At 70.9% G+C, this 16,238-nt stretch carries 16 protein-coding genes and 4 tRNA genes; 6 read left to right on the plus strand and 14 right to left on the minus strand.

What is annotated here, in order from left to right; translation table 11 throughout:
- Positions 1 to 17: 17 nt before the first annotated feature.
- The gene (locus ABJI51_RS34410; protein WP_348955265.1) at positions 18 to 2,126 is read left to right on the plus strand and encodes an elongation factor G-like protein EF-G2; all 2,109 of its coding nucleotides are present in this window, start codon (positions 18 to 20) and stop codon (positions 2,124 to 2,126) included.
- Between the two features lie 125 nt (positions 2,127 to 2,251).
- Here ABJI51_RS34410 and ABJI51_RS34415 read toward each other — a convergent pair whose 3' ends face one another.
- From ABJI51_RS34415 to ABJI51_RS34470, 12 genes are all read right to left on the minus strand, one after another.
- Complete coding sequence (locus ABJI51_RS34415) at positions 2,252 to 2,758, minus strand: XdhC family protein (protein ID WP_348955266.1); 507 nt, start codon at positions 2,756 to 2,758, stop codon at positions 2,252 to 2,254.
- Positions 2,759 to 2,762: 4 nt separating this feature from the next.
- Positions 2,763 to 3,035, minus strand: a complete 273-nt coding sequence (locus ABJI51_RS34420) for a hypothetical protein (protein WP_348955267.1) — start codon at positions 3,033 to 3,035, stop codon at positions 2,763 to 2,765.
- Between the two features lies 1 nt (position 3,036).
- Complete coding sequence (locus ABJI51_RS34425; RefSeq protein ID WP_348955268.1) at positions 3,037 to 3,519, minus strand: NUDIX hydrolase; 483 nt, start codon at positions 3,517 to 3,519, stop codon at positions 3,037 to 3,039.
- The gene (locus ABJI51_RS34430; RefSeq protein ID WP_348955327.1) at positions 3,516 to 4,661 is read right to left on the minus strand and encodes a glycosyltransferase family 4 protein; all 1,146 of its coding nucleotides are present in this window, start codon (positions 4,659 to 4,661) and stop codon (positions 3,516 to 3,518) included. The genes ABJI51_RS34425 and ABJI51_RS34430 overlap by 4 nt, the downstream gene beginning before the upstream one ends.
- 17 nt (positions 4,662 to 4,678) lie before the next feature.
- Positions 4,679 to 5,596 (minus strand): phosphatidylinositol mannoside acyltransferase, encoded by a 918-nt coding sequence (locus ABJI51_RS34435; RefSeq protein WP_348955269.1) that lies wholly within the window; start codon positions 5,594 to 5,596, stop codon positions 4,679 to 4,681.
- Positions 5,593 to 6,219 (minus strand): phosphatidylinositol phosphate synthase, encoded by a 627-nt coding sequence (pgsA, locus tag ABJI51_RS34440; protein ID WP_348955270.1) that lies wholly within the window; start codon positions 6,217 to 6,219, stop codon positions 5,593 to 5,595. Before pgsA ends, ABJI51_RS34435 begins: the two co-directional genes overlap by 4 nt.
- An 89-nt stretch (positions 6,220 to 6,308) precedes the next feature.
- Positions 6,309 to 6,830 (minus strand): MarR family winged helix-turn-helix transcriptional regulator, encoded by a 522-nt coding sequence (locus tag ABJI51_RS34445; protein WP_348955271.1) that lies wholly within the window; start codon positions 6,828 to 6,830, stop codon positions 6,309 to 6,311.
- 98 nt (positions 6,831 to 6,928) lie between these two features.
- Positions 6,929 to 7,471 carry an HIT family protein gene (locus ABJI51_RS34450; RefSeq protein ID WP_348955272.1) on the minus strand — a complete coding sequence of 181 codons (543 nt, stop codon included), beginning with the start codon at positions 7,469 to 7,471 and terminating at the stop codon, positions 6,929 to 6,931.
- The gene (gene thrS / locus ABJI51_RS34455; protein ID WP_348955273.1) at positions 7,468 to 9,495 is read right to left on the minus strand and encodes a threonine--tRNA ligase; all 2,028 of its coding nucleotides are present in this window, start codon (positions 9,493 to 9,495) and stop codon (positions 7,468 to 7,470) included. Before thrS ends, ABJI51_RS34450 begins: the two co-directional genes overlap by 4 nt.
- Before the next feature lie 133 nt (positions 9,496 to 9,628).
- Positions 9,629 to 10,243: a malonic semialdehyde reductase gene (locus tag ABJI51_RS34460; protein ID WP_348955274.1), complete on the minus strand. Its 615-nt coding sequence runs from the start codon at positions 10,241 to 10,243 to the stop codon at positions 9,629 to 9,631.
- Between the two features lie 111 nt (positions 10,244 to 10,354).
- The gene (locus tag ABJI51_RS34465) at positions 10,355 to 11,881 is read right to left on the minus strand and encodes a sugar transferase (protein ID WP_348955275.1); all 1,527 of its coding nucleotides are present in this window, start codon (positions 11,879 to 11,881) and stop codon (positions 10,355 to 10,357) included.
- An 808-nt stretch (positions 11,882 to 12,689) separates the two neighbouring features.
- A tRNA-Val gene (locus tag ABJI51_RS34470) sits at positions 12,690 to 12,761 on the minus strand.
- A gap of 391 nt (positions 12,762 to 13,152) precedes the next feature.
- On the opposite strand from ABJI51_RS34470, the gene ABJI51_RS34475 reads away from it, so the two are divergent.
- The 4 genes from ABJI51_RS34475 to ABJI51_RS34490 all read left to right on the plus strand — a co-directional run bounded on the left by ABJI51_RS34475 (position 13,153) and on the right by ABJI51_RS34490 (position 13,957).
- Positions 13,153 to 13,578, plus strand: coding sequence for an SsgA family sporulation/cell division regulator (locus ABJI51_RS34475; RefSeq protein WP_013227152.1), 426 nt, complete (start codon positions 13,153 to 13,155; stop codon positions 13,576 to 13,578).
- Between the two features lie 136 nt (positions 13,579 to 13,714).
- A tRNA-Gly gene (locus ABJI51_RS34480) sits at positions 13,715 to 13,787 on the plus strand.
- A gap of 23 nt (positions 13,788 to 13,810) precedes the next feature.
- Positions 13,811 to 13,881: transfer RNA gene (locus tag ABJI51_RS34485), tRNA-Cys, on the plus strand.
- A gap of 1 nt (position 13,882) precedes the next feature.
- Positions 13,883 to 13,957 (plus strand) — tRNA-Val (locus tag ABJI51_RS34490).
- Positions 13,958 to 14,006: 49 nt separating this feature from the next.
- On the opposite strand, the gene ABJI51_RS34495 is transcribed toward ABJI51_RS34490, so the two are convergent.
- Both ABJI51_RS34495 and ABJI51_RS34500 read right to left on the minus strand, forming a co-directional pair.
- A complete protein-coding gene (locus ABJI51_RS34495) occupies positions 14,007 to 14,165 on the minus strand; it encodes a hypothetical protein (protein ID WP_348955276.1) in 159 nt (52 codons plus the stop codon).
- A gap of 359 nt (positions 14,166 to 14,524) precedes the next feature.
- Positions 14,525 to 15,100, minus strand: coding sequence for a TetR/AcrR family transcriptional regulator (locus tag ABJI51_RS34500; protein WP_348955277.1), 576 nt, complete (start codon positions 15,098 to 15,100; stop codon positions 14,525 to 14,527).
- A gap of 131 nt (positions 15,101 to 15,231) precedes the next feature.
- Between ABJI51_RS34500 and ABJI51_RS34505 the strand changes: the two genes are divergently transcribed.
- Positions 15,232 to 16,233: a DJ-1/PfpI family protein gene (locus ABJI51_RS34505; RefSeq protein WP_348955278.1), complete on the plus strand. Its 1,002-nt coding sequence runs from the start codon at positions 15,232 to 15,234 to the stop codon at positions 16,231 to 16,233.
- Positions 16,234 to 16,238 lie beyond the last annotated feature (5 nt).

Genomic DNA, 16,238 nt, shown 5'->3' on the forward strand with positions numbered 1-16,238 from the left:
TTCGCCGAGGAGTCGTCATGGCCGACAAACAAGCCAGGAACGCCGACACCGGGGCCGCCGTCGCTGTGGACGACCCCGCCAAGGTCCGCAACGTCGTGCTCGTCGGGCCCTCGGGCTCCGGGAAGACGACCCTCACCGAGGCCCTGCTCGCCGCGTCCGGCACGGTGCCGCGCGCCGGCTCGGTCGTCGACGGCACGACGGTGTGCGACCACGATCCGGCGGCGGTCCGCCAGCAGCGCTCGGTCGGCCTCTCGGTCGCCCCGGTGCTGCACCAGGGCCACAAGATCAACCTGATCGACACCCCGGGCTACGCCGACTTCGTCGGGGAGCTGCGGGCCGGGCTGCGCGCGGCCGACGCGGCGCTGTTCGTCGTCAGCGCGGCCGAAGGGGTCGACGCGGCGACGGTCGCGGTGTGGGAGGAGTGCGCCGCGGTCGGGATGCCGCGCGCGGTCGTCGTCTCCCGGCTCGACCACCACCGCGCCGACGCGATGGCCGAGATCGCCGCCTGCCAGTCCGCGTTCGGCGCCGGCGTCCTGCCGCTGTACCTGCCCGCGGGCGACGGCCTGGTCGGCCTGATCACCCAGCGGTACTTCGACTACTCCGGCGGCTATCCGCCGAAGGCGGGCGAGCCGGACCCGGCCGACCTGGACCGGATGGCGCAGGCCCGCAACGAGCTGATCGAAGGGATCATCGCCGAGAGCGAGGACGAGTCCCTGATGGACCGCTACCTCGCCGGCGAGGAGATCGCCGAGGAAACCCTCATCGCCGATCTCGAAACCGCCGTCGCGCGCGGCTCCTTCCACCCGGTCATCCCGGTGTGCGCGGCCACCGGCGTCGGACTGGGCGAGGTGCTCGACGGGATCGTCCGCGCGTTCCCGTCCCCGCTGGAGCACCAGCCGCCCGAGGTCACCACGCCGGACGGCGCGCCCCATCCCGGGGTGAAGGCCGACCCCGCGGGCCCGCTCGCCGCGGAGGTCGTCCGGACGGCCGTCGACTCCTACGTCGGCCGGGTGTCACTCGTCCGGGTGTTCTCCGGGACGCTGCGGCCCGAGCGGCCGGTGCACGTCTCCGGGCACGGCCTGGCCGAACGCGGCCACGAGGACCACGACGCCGACGAGCGCGTCGCGCACCTCTACTCGCCGCTCGGCGCGAACCTGCGGGAGGTGCCCTACTGCGTGGCGGGCGACCTCTGCGCGCTGACGAAGGTCGGCTCGGCGGAAACCGGCGACACCGTCTCCTCCCCCGACGACCCGCTGCTCATGGAGCCGTGGGCGATGCCGGAACCGCTGCTGCCGGTGGCGGTCGTCGCGAAGACCCGCAGCGACGAGGACACCCTCGCGCGCAACCTCTCCCGCCTGGTCGCCGGCGACCCGACGCTCCGGCTGGACCGCAACGCCGAGACCGGCCAGCTGGTGCTGTGGTGCATGGGCGAGGCCCACGCCGACGTCGTGCTGTCGCGGCTGCGGGCGGGCGGCGCGGACGTCGACACCGAACCGGTGAAGATCAGCCTGCGCTCGACGTTCACCAAGCCGGCCAAGGGACACGGGCGGCACGTGAAGCAGTCGGGCGGGCACGGCCAGTTCGCCGTGTGCGACATCGAGGTCGAGCCGCTGCCGCGCGGGTCCGGGTTCGAGTTCGTGGACAAGGTGGTCGGCGGCGCGGTGCCGCACCAGTTCATCCCGAGCGTGGAGAAGGGCGTGCGTGCCCAGCTGCAGAAGGGGCTCGTGGACGGGCACCCGGTGATCGACGTCAAGGTGACGCTGGTCGACGGCAAGGCCCACAGCGTCGATTCCTCGGATGCGGCGTTCCAGACGGCGGGCGCGCTGGCCCTGCGCGACGCCGCGGCCAACGGGCACATCACCATGCTGGAGCCGTTGGAGGAGGTGGCGATCCGGCTGCCGGACGAGCACCTCGGCACGGTACTGGGCGACCTGTCGTCCCGGCGCGGCCGGGTGCTGGGCACCGAGGCGGGCGAAGGCGGCCGGACGGTGATCCGGGCGGAGGTCCCGGCGACCGAGCTGGTCCGCTACCTGATCGACCTGCGCTCGATGACCTCCGGCACGGCGACGTTCACCCGCCGCCACGCCCGCTTCGAACCGATGCCGGAAGGCCTGGCGGTCCACTAGTCCCCCAGCCGGCCCGGGTGACCGGACGTCATGAACGAGTCGTTCACCTCGTCCGAGGACAGGAAAGAGTCGTTCATGACGTTCGGGGTCCGGCGCCCGGGCGGCTGGCTCACGCCTGCGCGAGGCTAGGAGAAGTCGAAGCCGCCGGGGCGGCCGTTGCGGTCGGCGACGAGCCCGGCCAAGGTGGCCAGCGCGATTTCCGCCGGGGTGCGGGAGCCGATGTTCAGCCCCACCGGCCGGTGCACGCGGGCGATGTCGGCGTCGGAGACGCCGAGTGCCTGCAGCGCGGCGACGTGCGGGCCCGGGTGACGCGGGTTGCCGAGCACCCCGACCCACCGCGGGCTGCCGTCCAAGGCGGCTTTCAGCACCTCGCCCAGCTCGGGCCGGTGGTGGTCGGTGACGACGACGTCCGCGGACGCGTCGAGCGGCGGCAGCACGGTGTCCGCCTCGAAGCCCTCCGGGACGTCGGTGACGCGCGCGGGATCGGGCTCGAACAACGCGACGTGGTAGCCGAGGTCCTTGGCGAACTTCAGCAGGAACCGGGCCACCGGCGACGCGAAGACCGCCACCAGGGTCCGGGTCGCCGGGTCGGCCGGTGCCGTGCCGTGGGCGACGTCGCAGGTCTCGCTCATGCCGTCATTGTTCCGGCGCGGTCACCGTTTCGCCCAGGGTGACGCGGAAATGGAACGTCGAGGTCCGGCCTTCGACGATGACGAGGTAGCCGTCGGCCACGCGCAGCACCTTCCGGCTCTTCGGCGACGACGGGTGCACCGGCTTGTGCTCGAACGCCAGCCGCTGCGCGACGCCGTCCGCGTGGTCGCGGTCGCCGCCCGCCGGTTTCGTCTTCGTGACCGCCCACGTGCGTGCCTCACCGCCGCCGCGCTGCTCTTCGACAACCGCCCACCACATGTCAGACCTCCGGTTCGGCGAACTCGAAGTACTCCGGCCGCGGCGCGGTGCCCGCCAGCCGGAAGTACCGCACCTTCCGCCGCTGCCGCAGGCGCAGCGTGTCGCGGACGGCGTCGTTGTGGACGCGGCGGGCGATCACCACGCGGTGCTCGGCGTCGGTCAGCTCCTCGGCCAGCTCGGCGGGCAGGGCCGCCCGGTCGACGCGGCCCAGGTGCAGCGTCAGCTCGTTCTCCGCCGCTTCGCGGTCGGCTCGCGGGGCCGCCTCGGCGCGCTCGGCCGCCGTCCGCAGCCCGGTGTCGCCCACGACCGCGGCGACCGCGCGGGCCACCACCGCGCGCCGGGCCAGTGCCGCGTCCAGTGCCGCCCAGCCCGCGTCCATCCGGACGTGCAGCCGGTCGAGCCGGTTCGCCGTCGCCACCAGGAACAGCCCGCCCAGCACCACGACCAGCGCGAGCAGCGGCAGCAGCCAGCCGAGGACGCTCACCGGGCCGGTTCCCCTTCCGGCGCCGCGACCCGTCGCGGGTCCGCGGCGATCGCCGTCTCGTAGACCCGCAGCACCTGCGTGGCCACCACCGACCAGTCGTACATCGTGACCCGCTCCCCCGCCGCCGCGGCCAGGGACGCCCGGCGTGCCGGGTCGCCGAGCAGCTCGCGCAGCCCGTCGGCGAGCGCCGCCGGGTCGCCGGTCTCGACGAGCATCCCGGCGTGGCCGTCGTCGAGCACCCGCCGGAACGAGTCGAGTCCGCTGGCCAGCACCGGCGTGCCCGCCGCCATCGCCTCGGTGAGGATCATCCCGAAGCTCTCGCCGCCGGTGTTCGGCGCGCAGTAGACGTCGACGCTGCGCAGCGCCCGCGCCTTCGTCGGGTCGTCGACCTGGCCGAGCAGCTCCAGGTGCGGTGCCAGCTCCGGCCCGGCTTCGCGGCGCAGCTGGTCTTCGTCGCCGCGGCCGACCACGACCAGCCGCAGGTCCTCGAACTCCGGCAGGATCCGCCGCAACGCCTCCAACAGCACGCCCATGCCCTTGCGCGGCTCGGTGAACCGGCCGACGAACCCGACCGTGCCGCCGGCCCGCGGATATCCCGGCAGCGGCGTCGCCGAGGCGAAGAACTCCACGTCGACGCCGTTGGGGATCTCGACGGCGTCGCCGCCCGCGTGCTCGACCTGGACCCGGCGGGCCAGCGCCGACACCGCGATCCGCGCGGTGATCTTCTCCAGCAGCGGCCGCAGCACCGGCTGGAACGCCGACAGCGTGCGCGAGCGCGTCGTCGCGGTGTGGAAGGTCGCCACGATCGGGCCGTCCGCGACGAGCAGCGCCAGCAGCGACAGGCTCGGCGCGGCGGGCTCGTGCAGGTGCAGGACGTCGAAGTCGCCCTCGCGGATCCAGCGCCGCACCCTGGCGTAGGACACCGGCCCGAACTGCAGGCGCGCGACCGAGCCGTTGTACGGGATCCCGAGCGCCTTGCCCGCCGGGTGCACGAACTCCGGCAGGACGGCGTCGTCGTCGGCGGGGGCGAGCACGGACACCTCGTGCCCGCGCGCGAGCAGCGCCCTGGTCAGGTCGATGACGTGCCCCTGGACCCCGCCGGGCACGTCGAACGAGTAGGGGCAGACGATCCCGATCCGCAGCGGGCGCGCGGCCACGCTCAGCTCGCTTCTTCGAGGCTGACCCGCTCGCCGGCCTCGAGGTCGGCGGGCCAGAACTTCTGCACCATGTGCCAGTCGGCCGGGTGCGCGGCGATGTCGCCGGCGAAGATGTCCGCCAGCGCCTGGGTCGCGGCGGGCACCTCGGCCCGCGCGGTGACCCGGATGCGCGGGTGCAGCCGGATCTGCCAGCCGTCCTCGGTGAACCAGCAGCCCGCCGGGATCAGCGCCGCCCCGGTCGTGGCCGCGAGCCGGGCCGGGCCGCCCGGCAGCCGGGCCGGCTCGCCGAAGAACTTCACCGGGATGCCGCTGGTGGTCAGGTCGCGGTCGCCGACGAGGCAGACGGCCTTGTTCTCCCGCAGCCGCTTGAGCAGCACGCGCATCGCCGAGCTGTCGCCGGTGAGCGGCACGATCTCGAAGCCCAGCGACTCCCGGTACTCGACGAACCGGCGGTAGAGCGACTCGGGTTTCAGCCGCTCGGCGACGGTCGTGAAGCCGCCGAGGTAGTCGGCCAGCCACACGCCGGCGACGTCCCAGTTCCCGCTGTGCGGCAGGGCCATCACCGCGCCGTTGCCCTCGGCGAGCGCCGCATCGAGGTTCTCCACGCCGGTGATCGACGCCGCGACCTTGGCGCTGACCTCCTTGTGGTCCATCGACGGCAGCCGGAACGTCTCGTGCCAGTAGCGGGCGTAGGAGCGCATCGCCCGCCGCGTCAGCTCGTCCAGCTCGACCTGGTCGGCCTGCGGGACGACGCGGGCGAGGTTCGCACGCAGCTGCCGGACGCCGGCCCCGTCCCGGCGGACGGCGAGGTCCGCGCCGAGCGAGAAGACCGTGCTGCCGAAGCCCGGCGGCAGCCAGCCGGCGAGCTTCCACCCGGCCGCGTAGCCGAAGGCGCTCAACCGCTCGCTCAAGCCGCTCATGCCGGCTGCTCCCCCGCGGCGGCCTCGCGGGCCGCCTTCGCCACGGCGGCCGTGCGCTGCAGCAGGGTGATCACCGATCCGGCGGCGAGCAGCCAGAGCGTCACGTCCACGGTGTACGGGATGCCGAAGCCGTGCAGGCCGGTGCCGACCAGCGCGATGATCAGCCGCTCGGCGCGCTCGACGAGCCCGCCGTCGACCGGCAGGCCGGACGCGTCGGCGCGGGCCTTGACGTAGGAGATGACCTGGGCGAGGACCAGGCAGAGCAGCGCCGCGGCGGCGGCCGGGCGGTTGCCGTCGACGACGAAGCACCACCAGGCGATGGCGGCGAACAGCGCGCCGTCGACCAGCCTGTCGCAGGTCGCGTCCAGCACCGCACCGAACGGGGTGCCGTAGCCGCGGGCGCGGGCCATCGCGCCGTCGAGCAGGTCGAGCATGGCGAAGCCCCACACCGTGAAGGTGCCCCACAGCAGGTGGCCGGTCGGGAAGAACGCCAGTGCGCAGACGACCGCGCCGGCGGTGCCGAGCACGGTCATCACGTTCGGGGTCAGCCCGGCGCGGACCAGCGCCTGGCCGATCGGATCGGTGACGCGGGAGACGGAGGCACGCGCGAAGATATTGAGCATCGGTTCGTCTGAGGCACCTGGCTACGAGGGTCGGGTGGGCGATGGCAGCCTATCGACCCGCCCGGGCGAACCCGACGCGCCGCCCCGGCTCAGCCCGATTTCGTGAGCTGGCCCTCGTGCTCCCGCGCCTCCTCGGCGGCCTTCGCGGCCGCGCACTTCGGCGACAGCCGCCGCCGGATCGCCGCGCTGATCTCGCCGAGCGCGGCGACCTGCTCCGGCGTCAGCGGATCGAACAGGCTTTCCCGGACGGCCTCGACGTGCCCGGGCGCGGCGGCCTCGAGCGCGGCGAACCCGGCGTCGGTCAGCACGGCCCAGGCCCCGCGCTTGTCGGTCGGGCAGGCCTCGCGGCGCACCCAGCCATTGGCTTCCAGCCGCGCGACGGCGTGCGAGAGCCGGCTGCGGGAGGCCTGCCGCGCGTCGGCCAGCTCGCTCATGCGCAGCCGACGGCCGGGCGCTTCGGAGAGCGCGACGAGGACTTCGTAGTAGGTGTGCGGCATGCCCGAGTCGTGCTGCAGCTGGCCTTCGAGGTGCGCGCTGAGCATGCGGGTGGCCGCGTTGAACTCACGCCAGACGCGCTGCTCGTCGTCGCTGAGCCATCGGGTTCCGGACATACCTCCATCATACTCCCGGTTGAACACTCAACCGGGAGTTTTCGCCGGTGACGGCGACGGTGGTCCAGACGTCTCTCGAAGGTGCCGGCAGGCGCTCGTCACCAGGCGTCGGCCAGCAGGTCCCGGGTCTCGCCCAGCAGCTGCGGAAGCACCTTCGTCTGGCCGATGATCGGCATGAAGTTGGCGTCCCCGCCCCACCGCGGGACCAGGTGCTGGTGCAGGTGCGCCGCGATGCCCGCGCCCGCGATGTGGCCCTGGTTCAGCCCGATGTTGAACCCGTGCGCGCCGGACACCGCGCGGATCACCTTCATCGCGTGCTGCGTGAACTCGGCGACCTCGCGCGTCTCGTCCACCGTCAGGTCGGTGTAGTCCGCGACGTGCCGGTAGGGCACCACCATCAGGTGCCCGGGGTTGTACGGGTACAGGTTCAGCACCGCGAACACCAGCTCGCCGCGCGCGACGATCAGGCCCGTCTTGTCGTCAAGGGACGGGATGCGGCAGAACGGGCAGCCGGGCTCGTCGTCCCCGTCCGGCTTGTCCTGGCCCTTGATGTAGGCCATCCGGTGCGGGGTCCAGAGCCGCTGGAAGGCGTCCTGGACCCCGATGCCCTGCTGCTCGACGAGTTCGGGACCGTCACTCACCGAACGACCGTCTCCAGCGCCTCGGCCGTCGGCGACGCGTTTTCCCGGCGCTCGACCCACGACACGATCGCGTTCACCGCCGCCTCGACCGGCACGCCGTTGATCTGGCCGCCGTCGCGGAACCGGAACGACACCGCGCCCGCCTCGGCGTCCTTCGCGCCGGCCAGCAGCATGAACGGCACCTTCTGCGTCGTGTGCGTGCGGATCTTCTTCTGCATCCGGTCGTCGCTCGCGTCGACCTCCGCGCGGATCCCCTTGGCACGCAACGCCTTCTCGACACCCTGCAGGTACTCCACCTGGTCGGCGGTGATCGGGATGCCGACCACCTGCACCGGCGACAGCCACGCCGGGAACGCGCCCGCGTAGTGCTCGGTCAGCACGCCGAAGAACCGCTCGATCGAGCCGAACAGCGCCCGGTGGATCATGATCGGCCGCTGGCGCGTGCCGTCGGGGGCGGTGTACTCCAGCCCGAACCGCTTGTTCTGGTTGAAGTCCAGCTGGATGGTCGACATCTGCCAGGTGCGGCCGATCGCGTCCTTGGCCTGCACCGAGATCTTCGGGCCGTAGAACGCCGCGCCGCCCGGGTCCGGGACCAGTTCGAGGCCGGAGTCGATGGCGGCCTGCCGCAGCGTCTCGGTGGCCTCCTCCCACTCCCAGTCCTCGCCGATGAACTTGTCGGAGTCTCCGCGCGTGGACAGCTCAAGGTAGAAGTCCGAGAGGCCGTAGTCGGCGAGCAGGTCGAGGACGAACTTCAGCAGCGACCGCAGCTCGCCCGGCATCTGCTCCTTGGTGCAGTAGATGTGCGAGTCGTCCATCGTCAGCCCGCGCACGCGGGTCAGGCCGTGCACCACGCCCGACTTCTCGTAGCGGTAGACGGTGCCGAACTCGAACAGCCGCAGCGGCAGATCACGGTAGGACCGCCCGCGCGAGCGGTAGATCAGGTTGTGCATCGGGCAGTTCATGGCCTTGAGGTAGTAGTTCTCCTCTTCGAACTGCACCGGCGGGAACATCGTGTCCGCGTAGTAGGGCAGGTGGCCGGAGGTGTGGAACAGGTCGCCCTTGCTGATGTGCGGGGTGTTCACGAACTCGTAGCCGGCTTCCTCGTGGCGGCGGCGCGAGTAGTTCTCCAGCTCGCGGCGGATGATGCCGCCCTTCGGGTGGAACACCGGCAGGCCGGAGCCGATCTCCTCGGGGAAGGAGAACAGGTCGAGCTCGGCGCCGAGCTTGCGGTGGTCGCGGCGCTCGGCCTCGGCGATGCGTTCGAGGTAGGCGTCCTGCGCCTCGGCCGATTCCCATGCGGTGCCGTAGATCCGCTGCAGCTGCGGGTTCTTCTCGCTGCCCCGCCAGTACGCCGCGGCGACGCGGGTCAGCTTGAACGCCGGGATGAACTTCGTCGTCGGCACGTGCGGGCCGCGGCAGAGGTCACTCCAGACACGTTCCTTGGTGCGCGGGTCGAGATTGTCGTAGATGGTGAGTTCGCCGCCGCCGACCTCCATCACCTCGGAGGTGTCCACTTCGGACTTCAGATCGACGAGTTCGAGCTTGAACGGCTCGTCGGCGAGCTCCTTGCGGGCCTCGTCGACGGAGTCGAAAACGCGCCGGGAGAACTGCTGCGCGCCCTTGACGATCTGCTTCATGCGCTTTTCGAGCGCCTGCAGGTCCTCCGGGGTGAACGGAGTGTCCACGGCGAAGTCGTAGTAGAAGCCGTCCTTGACCGGCGGGCCGATGCCGAGCTTCGCTTCGGGGAACTGCTGCTGCACGGCCTGGGCGAGCACGTGCGCGGCCGAATGGCGGATGACGCTGCGCCCGTCCTCGGTGTTCGCGGCGACCGGCTCGACCTCGGTGTCGGTTTCGGGAGCCCAGGCCAGGTCCCGCAGCTTCCCTTCGGCGTCACGGACTACGACGATCGTGTCCTCGCCCTTGGTCGGCAGCCCGGCCTCGCGGACCGCCGCGCCCGCCGTAGTGCCCGCCGGTACCACCACGCGGGAGGCGGCCACGGGGGAAACGGGGGGCGACTGGGACACGATCGGCTCCTCAAGCTGGAGTGACAAAGATGACGCCGTCGATGCTAGTCGGCGGCCCGCGCGCGCCTCACGCGCGTCCGCGAACGCCGGACGGGCCGCTCCCCGCGGGAAGCGGCCCGTCGGCGGCGGGACGTCAGAGCGTTTCGACGACCTGGTCGAAGTCCAGCCGCGGCAGGCGGTCGTACCAGGGGTTCACGCCCGGCTTGCCGACGTTGACTACGACGAGCGAGCGCCACTTGCGGTCGGCGAAGAACTCGTCGTCGACGCCCTGGGCGTCGAAGCCGGTCATCGGGCCGGCGGCCAGGCCCGCGGCGCGGACGCCGATGATGAAGTAACCGACCTGCAGCAGCGAGTTCAGCTTCGAGAACTCGACGCGGCCCTGCTCGTCGGCGAAGTTGTCCTTCACCTGGGGGGCGTGCGGGAACACCTGCGGGATGTTCTCGTGGAAGTCCACGTCCGCGGCGAGCACGACGGTCAGCGGCGCGGTCTCGGTCTTGTCCCGGTTGCCCGGGGCCATGTGCGGCAGCAGGCGGGCCTTCGCCTCGGGCGTGCGGAGCACCAGCGCACGCAGCGGCTGGGTGTTCATCGACGTCGGGGCCCACTTGACGAGGTCGTAGATCGCGCGGACCTGTTCCTCGGTCACCGGCTCGGAGCTGAAACTGTTGGCCGTGCGAGCCTCGCGGAACAGCAGGTTCTGCACGTCCGCGGGCAGCTGGAGGGCCTCGGTCTGCTCGGCAAAGGTGGTCATGGGGCTGGGTTCCTTCCTTGGTCGGTCGGTACCCGGTCCAACAGGGTTGAGCGTTGAACTATTTCGCGCTCAACTACTTCGCCGCGGTGAGCTGGATCACGCCCCGGCTCGTCAGTAGGCGCCGTGGCCGCCCATGACCGCGCGGAAGGTCTTCCAGAGGATCACCAGGTCCAGGGCCAGCGACCAGTCCTCGACGTAGCGGAGGTCGAGCCGGATGCTCTCCGCCCACGTCAGGTCACTGCGGCCGCTCACCTGCCACAGCCCGGTCAGCCCCGGCTTGACCAGCAGGCGGCGGCGCGCGTCGGGGGCGTACTGCGCGGTCTCCTCCGGCAGCGGCGGCCGCGGGCCGACGAGCGACATCTTCCCGGACAGGACGTTGAACAGCTGGGGCACCTCATCGAGCGAATATCGGCGCAGGAAACCACCCACGCGGGTGATACGCGGGTCGCGCTTCATCTTGAACAGCGGGCCCGCGCCCTCGTTCTCGGCGGCGAGGGCCTGCTTGATCTCGTCGGCGTTGGTGACCATCGTGCGGAACTTGAGCATGGTGAACGTCGCGCCGTCGCGGCCGACGCGGCGCTGGCGGTAGATGACCGGGCCGCGGTCGTTCAGCTTGATGGCGGCGGCGATCACCAGCAGCAGCGGGGAAAGCAGGGCGAGCAGCAGCGCCGAGCCGCAGCGGTCCAGGATCTCCTTGACCACCCGGCGGCCGCCGGTGAACCGCGGCGCCGTGACGCGCAGCAGGGGCATGCCGAGCACGCCGGTGACGTTGAGCCGGGGGCCGGCGACCTCCATCAGCACGGGGGCCACGACCATCTCGGCGCCGGTGCCCTCCATGTCCCAGGCCAGCCGCTGCAGGCGTTTCGGGCTCCAGTACTGGTCGGCGGTGATGGCCACGACCCGGTAGCCGCCGCGGCGCACGTGCCGGGACAGTTCCTCCAGCCGCCCGACGACCGGGACGCCGTCGATCTCGCCGCTGTCGCGGTCGGCGCCGTGGCCGGTGAAGGTGCAGGCGGCCTCGACGCGCCAGCCGACGTGCACTTCGGAGCGGGTGCGGGCGATGAGGTCGGCGACGGTCTCCGGGCTGCCCGCGGCCATCACCGGCAGCAGGCAGAGTCCCTTGGCGCGCTTGCGGTGCAGCACCTGGCGCAGCAGGTACCGCTGGGGGAACGCGACGAGCGCGATGGCCGGGACGACGACGAACACCCAGACCTGGACTTCGAGCGCGCCGAACAGCAGGCCGCCGAGCGCGACGAGGACGGCGGCGGTCAGGAAGCCGCGGCCGAGGGTGCGGTACTCCTCCGCGCCTTCACCGAGGACGCGCGGGCTCCAGGCGCGGCTGGCGGGCAGGGCGACGAAGACCGCGAGGATGGTGCCGAAGGCGTGCATGTCGTGGGGGGCAACGCGATCGATGACGAACGCGCTGATCGCGATCACCAGCAGCGTGATGAAGACGTCGCTGCCGATGACCCAGGCTCTGTACCGCGCTTCCCAGGCCGCGGGCAACGCCTTGGCGGACGGCGTTTCGCCCGCGCCGGCGTCGTGCTCGTCCCGCTTGGCGGGACGCGGGATGGCCTGGAGGTCGATGTGCGGCGGTGGCTGGCTCACCGTGTACGAAGGCCGCACCGACTCTTCCATCTGACCTCCCGGAGACAAGGATCGGTTTGATCTCACAGGCACGCAGCGTCACCGAACGTGATTTCACAGAGTGACCACGGCTCGGTTCTCGCGCAGCGCCCGGAGAGGCGTCACACGGCAAGGTATCGGCGACTCTCTCGGCATCGTTACAAGGATTTCCAGCCACATGCTGCAAGTCTTCCCCGCCAGAAAATGGCCGCAAGATAACAAGAGGATGACGATGCGTAATAGGGCGTATCCTCGTGAAAACTACGCTGAGTGACCGAAGAGCAGTTGCCCGCACCCGGGTGGACCATGCTCCGCCGAACGGCGGAACAGGCTTCCGGAGATCTACAGTGGACACTGCGCCGCCCGGGTGGTCCACAGTGGACCGCAAGCGGCCGCGGGCGCGAACGCCGGCGACGCACCGCGCACGCACGGTGACATTCACGGCCGTCCCGTCACGCGCACCAGTCTTGTCAAACGTCCGACCGGGCAATCAGTGCCGAAGATCACACAAAACCCGCGAACGACACCCATTCCACAAAACCCACCCGCACCGACAACCCTCCGAGGAACTTCCCGAACCCGGTCTCACAGCGGGTTTCGAACGACTCTCGGAAACAGATACGCGGGACTGGAACGGATCGTTCACTCCGCTTTACGGCGGCCGCGGGACCCCGACAGGCACCCTCACCCGAAAACGCAACCCAACCTGGGGGTCCGGGGGCGTGCCCCCGGCGGGGGCGTGGGGGCTCGGCCCCCACAGGACACAACGAGATGAGCCCTGTTTGCGTGTTCCGCAAACAGGGCTCTCCCGCGAATCTCGTGGGCGATACTGGGATCGAACCAGTGACCTCTTCGGTGTGAACGAAGCGCTCTCCCGCTGAGCTAATCGCCCGCTCGCGGTGTTGGTGAAGACTCTAGCGTACGACTTCAGGACGCCTGCAAACGGGTGGTCCTCGCCGACCACACTCCGCTTACCGGCGAGTACGGAACGAACAACCCCGAGCTAGCCGGGGTTGTGCCGCCGGGGGGCCGCGTGCGGGCACGTTCGACATCCGTGCGACGGTGCTATCGCCCGGCGACTAAACCGCGCAGTATGGAGGCGTGGGCCCCGCGGGGTGCGTCGGTCAGCTGCGCGCCGTGGGTGGTCACGGGTGGAGACGGGGGCCGTTGCGCCCGGACGGGTGATCTGCGGCGCACCCGCGACGGAAACGGCCTCCTGCTGCGTCCCAGCAGGAGATGCCCTCGGCCGGGCCGGGCCGGGAAGGGAGACGAAGGGTAGGACGATGCGCAACGATCACGTGACGCTCCGCTCGACGGCGGTCTTCGACCTGCTGGCGCCGCGGACTCCCGCGGTTCCAGTCAAGGTGGAGCTGCGCTACGACACACGCGACCCGTATGCGGTCGTCGCCGCCTTCCGCACCGGCCGCGCCGGCTGGGTCGAGTGGGTGTACGCACGTGACCTCCTCGCGGACGGCCTCCTGGCCGACGCGGGCGACGGCGACGTCCGCATCCGCCCGTCGGTGGAGGACCCGGAGGCGGTGCTGATCGAGCTGAACTCGCCGTCCGGGCACGCGATGTTCGAGGCATCGGCCCAGGAGCTCGCGGACTTCCTCGACCGGACGTACGACGTGGTGCTCCCGGGCAACGAGCACCTGTGGGTGGACGTCGACGACGCGCTGACCCACCTCATCCCCCACGATCTGGCCTGATCACAGGCCCGCCACGGCAAAGTGACACCCCGGTGTCGAAGCCGTTTCCGGCGTCCGATATGGTTTTCACACACCACGGCGACGGGGTGAGGGACAGAGCCGAGGCCCTGAACCTCCCGAACCGGAGCTGGGGAGTGCGGATGTAGCGCAGCTGGTAGCGCATCACCTTGCCAAGGTGAGGGTCGCGGGTTCGAATCCCGTCATCCGCTCGGTAGGCTCTCGAGCCTGGCACGGTGGAGTGGCCGAGAGGCGAGGCAACGGCCTGCAAAGCCGTGTACACGGGTTCGAATCCCGTCTCCACCTCGCGCGATTAGCTCAGCGGGAGAGCGCTTCCCTGACACGGAAGAGGTCACTGGTTCAATCCCAGTATCGCGCACCATATGTTTTCCAGGACAGAAGCCCTGTCCCTCTCCGGAGGGGCGGGGCTTCTAGCTTTCAGCCGTCCCCGGCCCGATCGCCCGCTGGGACCGCAGGTGCGGGAACCAGGACACCAGCTTGGCCCACTCACCCGCGTACAGCGACGCCAGGGACCGCAGCCAACGTTCCTCCAGGGCGTCCAGGATCTGGTTCACCATCGCCGGAGTCACCGCGGAAACCTCGGCCGGCCAGCTCCCGCTCTGGCAGCGAACCCCGGCCGAAACCAAGACGGCGTTCGCCGCCGCGATCTGGGGCGTCTGGGAATACCTCGAACGCCACCAGCCCTTGGCCCACCGCCGGGCCCTCACCGCGGCCGCCCGATCATGGGCTCGACACAGGCTCGCCCTCTGATCTCAACCCGGCGGCATCAGCGGGCGGTCTCTGTCGAGAACCTCGAAAACACTGGGGTGGGCGCAGAACGATTCCGAGCGCTCGTGCAGGCGGAGCGGAGCATCTCCGAATAATGGACTTCGAGGCGGCTGCACCCGGGTCCATGAGCTCACAACGGCACGGCACCCGACGGACTCGTTCAGCTCTCGAGGCTCCGGGTACTGGTGATCAGGCCGGACAGGACCAGGGCGACCCATCGGGCGCGGGTGGCGGCGGGCCGGTCGGCGGGGGCGGTGGAGAACAGCAGGAACATGTCCGCGGCGGTGACGTCCGGGTGGATGTCGCCGTCGGCCTGGCCGGCCTGGACGAGGGCGGCCACGGCGCTGGTCGCGCGTTGCATCGTGGCCTTGTCCTCCGAGCCTGCCCCGAGGGTGAGGGCGGCCACGTTCACGGCGTGATCGGCGGCGCAGGCCTCGACGACGTACTCGATGAAGCTGGTGAACTCCGTCAAGGCGCGGGCGCCCGACGCGACTCGTCCTGCGGCGGCCTCGGCCTCGGCCGTCAGCCCCTCGATGTGCGCGGCGGCCGCGGCGGCCACCAGGTCCGTCTTGTTCGGGAAGTGGCGGTACAAGGTGCCCACCGCGACACCTGCGGCGGCGGCGATCTCGTCCATCCCGATCTCCGTTCCGTGCCGGGAGATCTGCTCGCGGGCGGCGTCGAGGATCTTCTTCCGGTTGCGGACCGCGTCGGCACGCGGTGCCCGAGCTTGGGTCATGAGAACTCTCCGGCGGTCAGGGACGAGCGCTTGCATTTAAAGTGAACGCGGTTCAGGATAAATGGTGAACGTGGTTCATCTTACCTCGGCGGGACTCCGCTCCCCCGCCTCGGACCGAGCAAAGGCACCCCATGGACATCCCCTTGGCCAAGCCGCAAGCGCTGATCGTCATCCCGTCGGCCGCCACCCTGCCGCTCACCGAACCGGCAGGTCACCCTGGTCTCTCCACCGGCTTCTACCTGGTCGAGATGGCACAGATCCTCGAAGAACTCGGCGACGAGTACGACTTCACCTTCGCCACCCCCGACGGGCACATCCCGCAGCTGGACATCAACGGCCTCGCGCTCGCGTCGCACGCCGGGGCCGAGGCCGGGGCCGCGATGGCCTCGGCCGCCGCAGCACAGGCGTCCGGGTTCGATGTCGATGTCTTCCGTGCCGAACGGCCCGGACTCGTCGCCCGCCGCGACCGCGAACTCGCCCTCGCCGGCCACTACCTGGGCCGGCTGCCCGTGTCCGAGGCGCTGCCCAACAGCGACAAGGAAGTCGTGCTGCTACGTGACGACCTGGTCAAGTCGATGCAGGACCTGCCGGAGCACACCTACCCGTCCGTCGAGCAGCTCGTGCGCAGGCACCGCGACCCCGAAGACTCCTTCGACCTGGGCGCGTTCGACTTCGTGCACCTGCCCGGGGGTCACGCCCCCATGGTCGACTTCGTCGACAATCCGTGGATCGGCGAACTCCTGCACACCTTGCGCGAGAACGGGGCGCTGATCTCGCTGATCTGCCACGGTCCGGTCGCCCTGGTCTCGGCCAAATACCGAGTGCGGCCCGACGGCACCATCGTCACCGACCTCCAGCACGCATTCACAGGTGCCGGCGTCACCGCGTTCGCCAAGTCACTCGAGCTCTTCGTCCTCAGCGATGGCTACCTCAATCTCCCTGGCGAGAAGGTGAGTCTGGGCTACTTCATCGACGACGCCCTCAGGGACGCCGGCTACCAAGTGCAGACGCCCGCCGATCCGGGCGCCATCGAGATCGTCTGGGAGGAAGGTGTCCGATTGCTCACCAGCAACGGCCCTCACGCCATGGACGAGCACACCGCACGCCTGCGCACCCTCCTCCCGCGCCGCTGATCTCC

The sequence above is a fragment of the Amycolatopsis melonis genome, from assembly GCF_040064235.1.
Classification (GTDB): Bacteria; Actinomycetota; Actinomycetes; order Mycobacteriales; family Pseudonocardiaceae; genus Amycolatopsis; species Amycolatopsis melonis.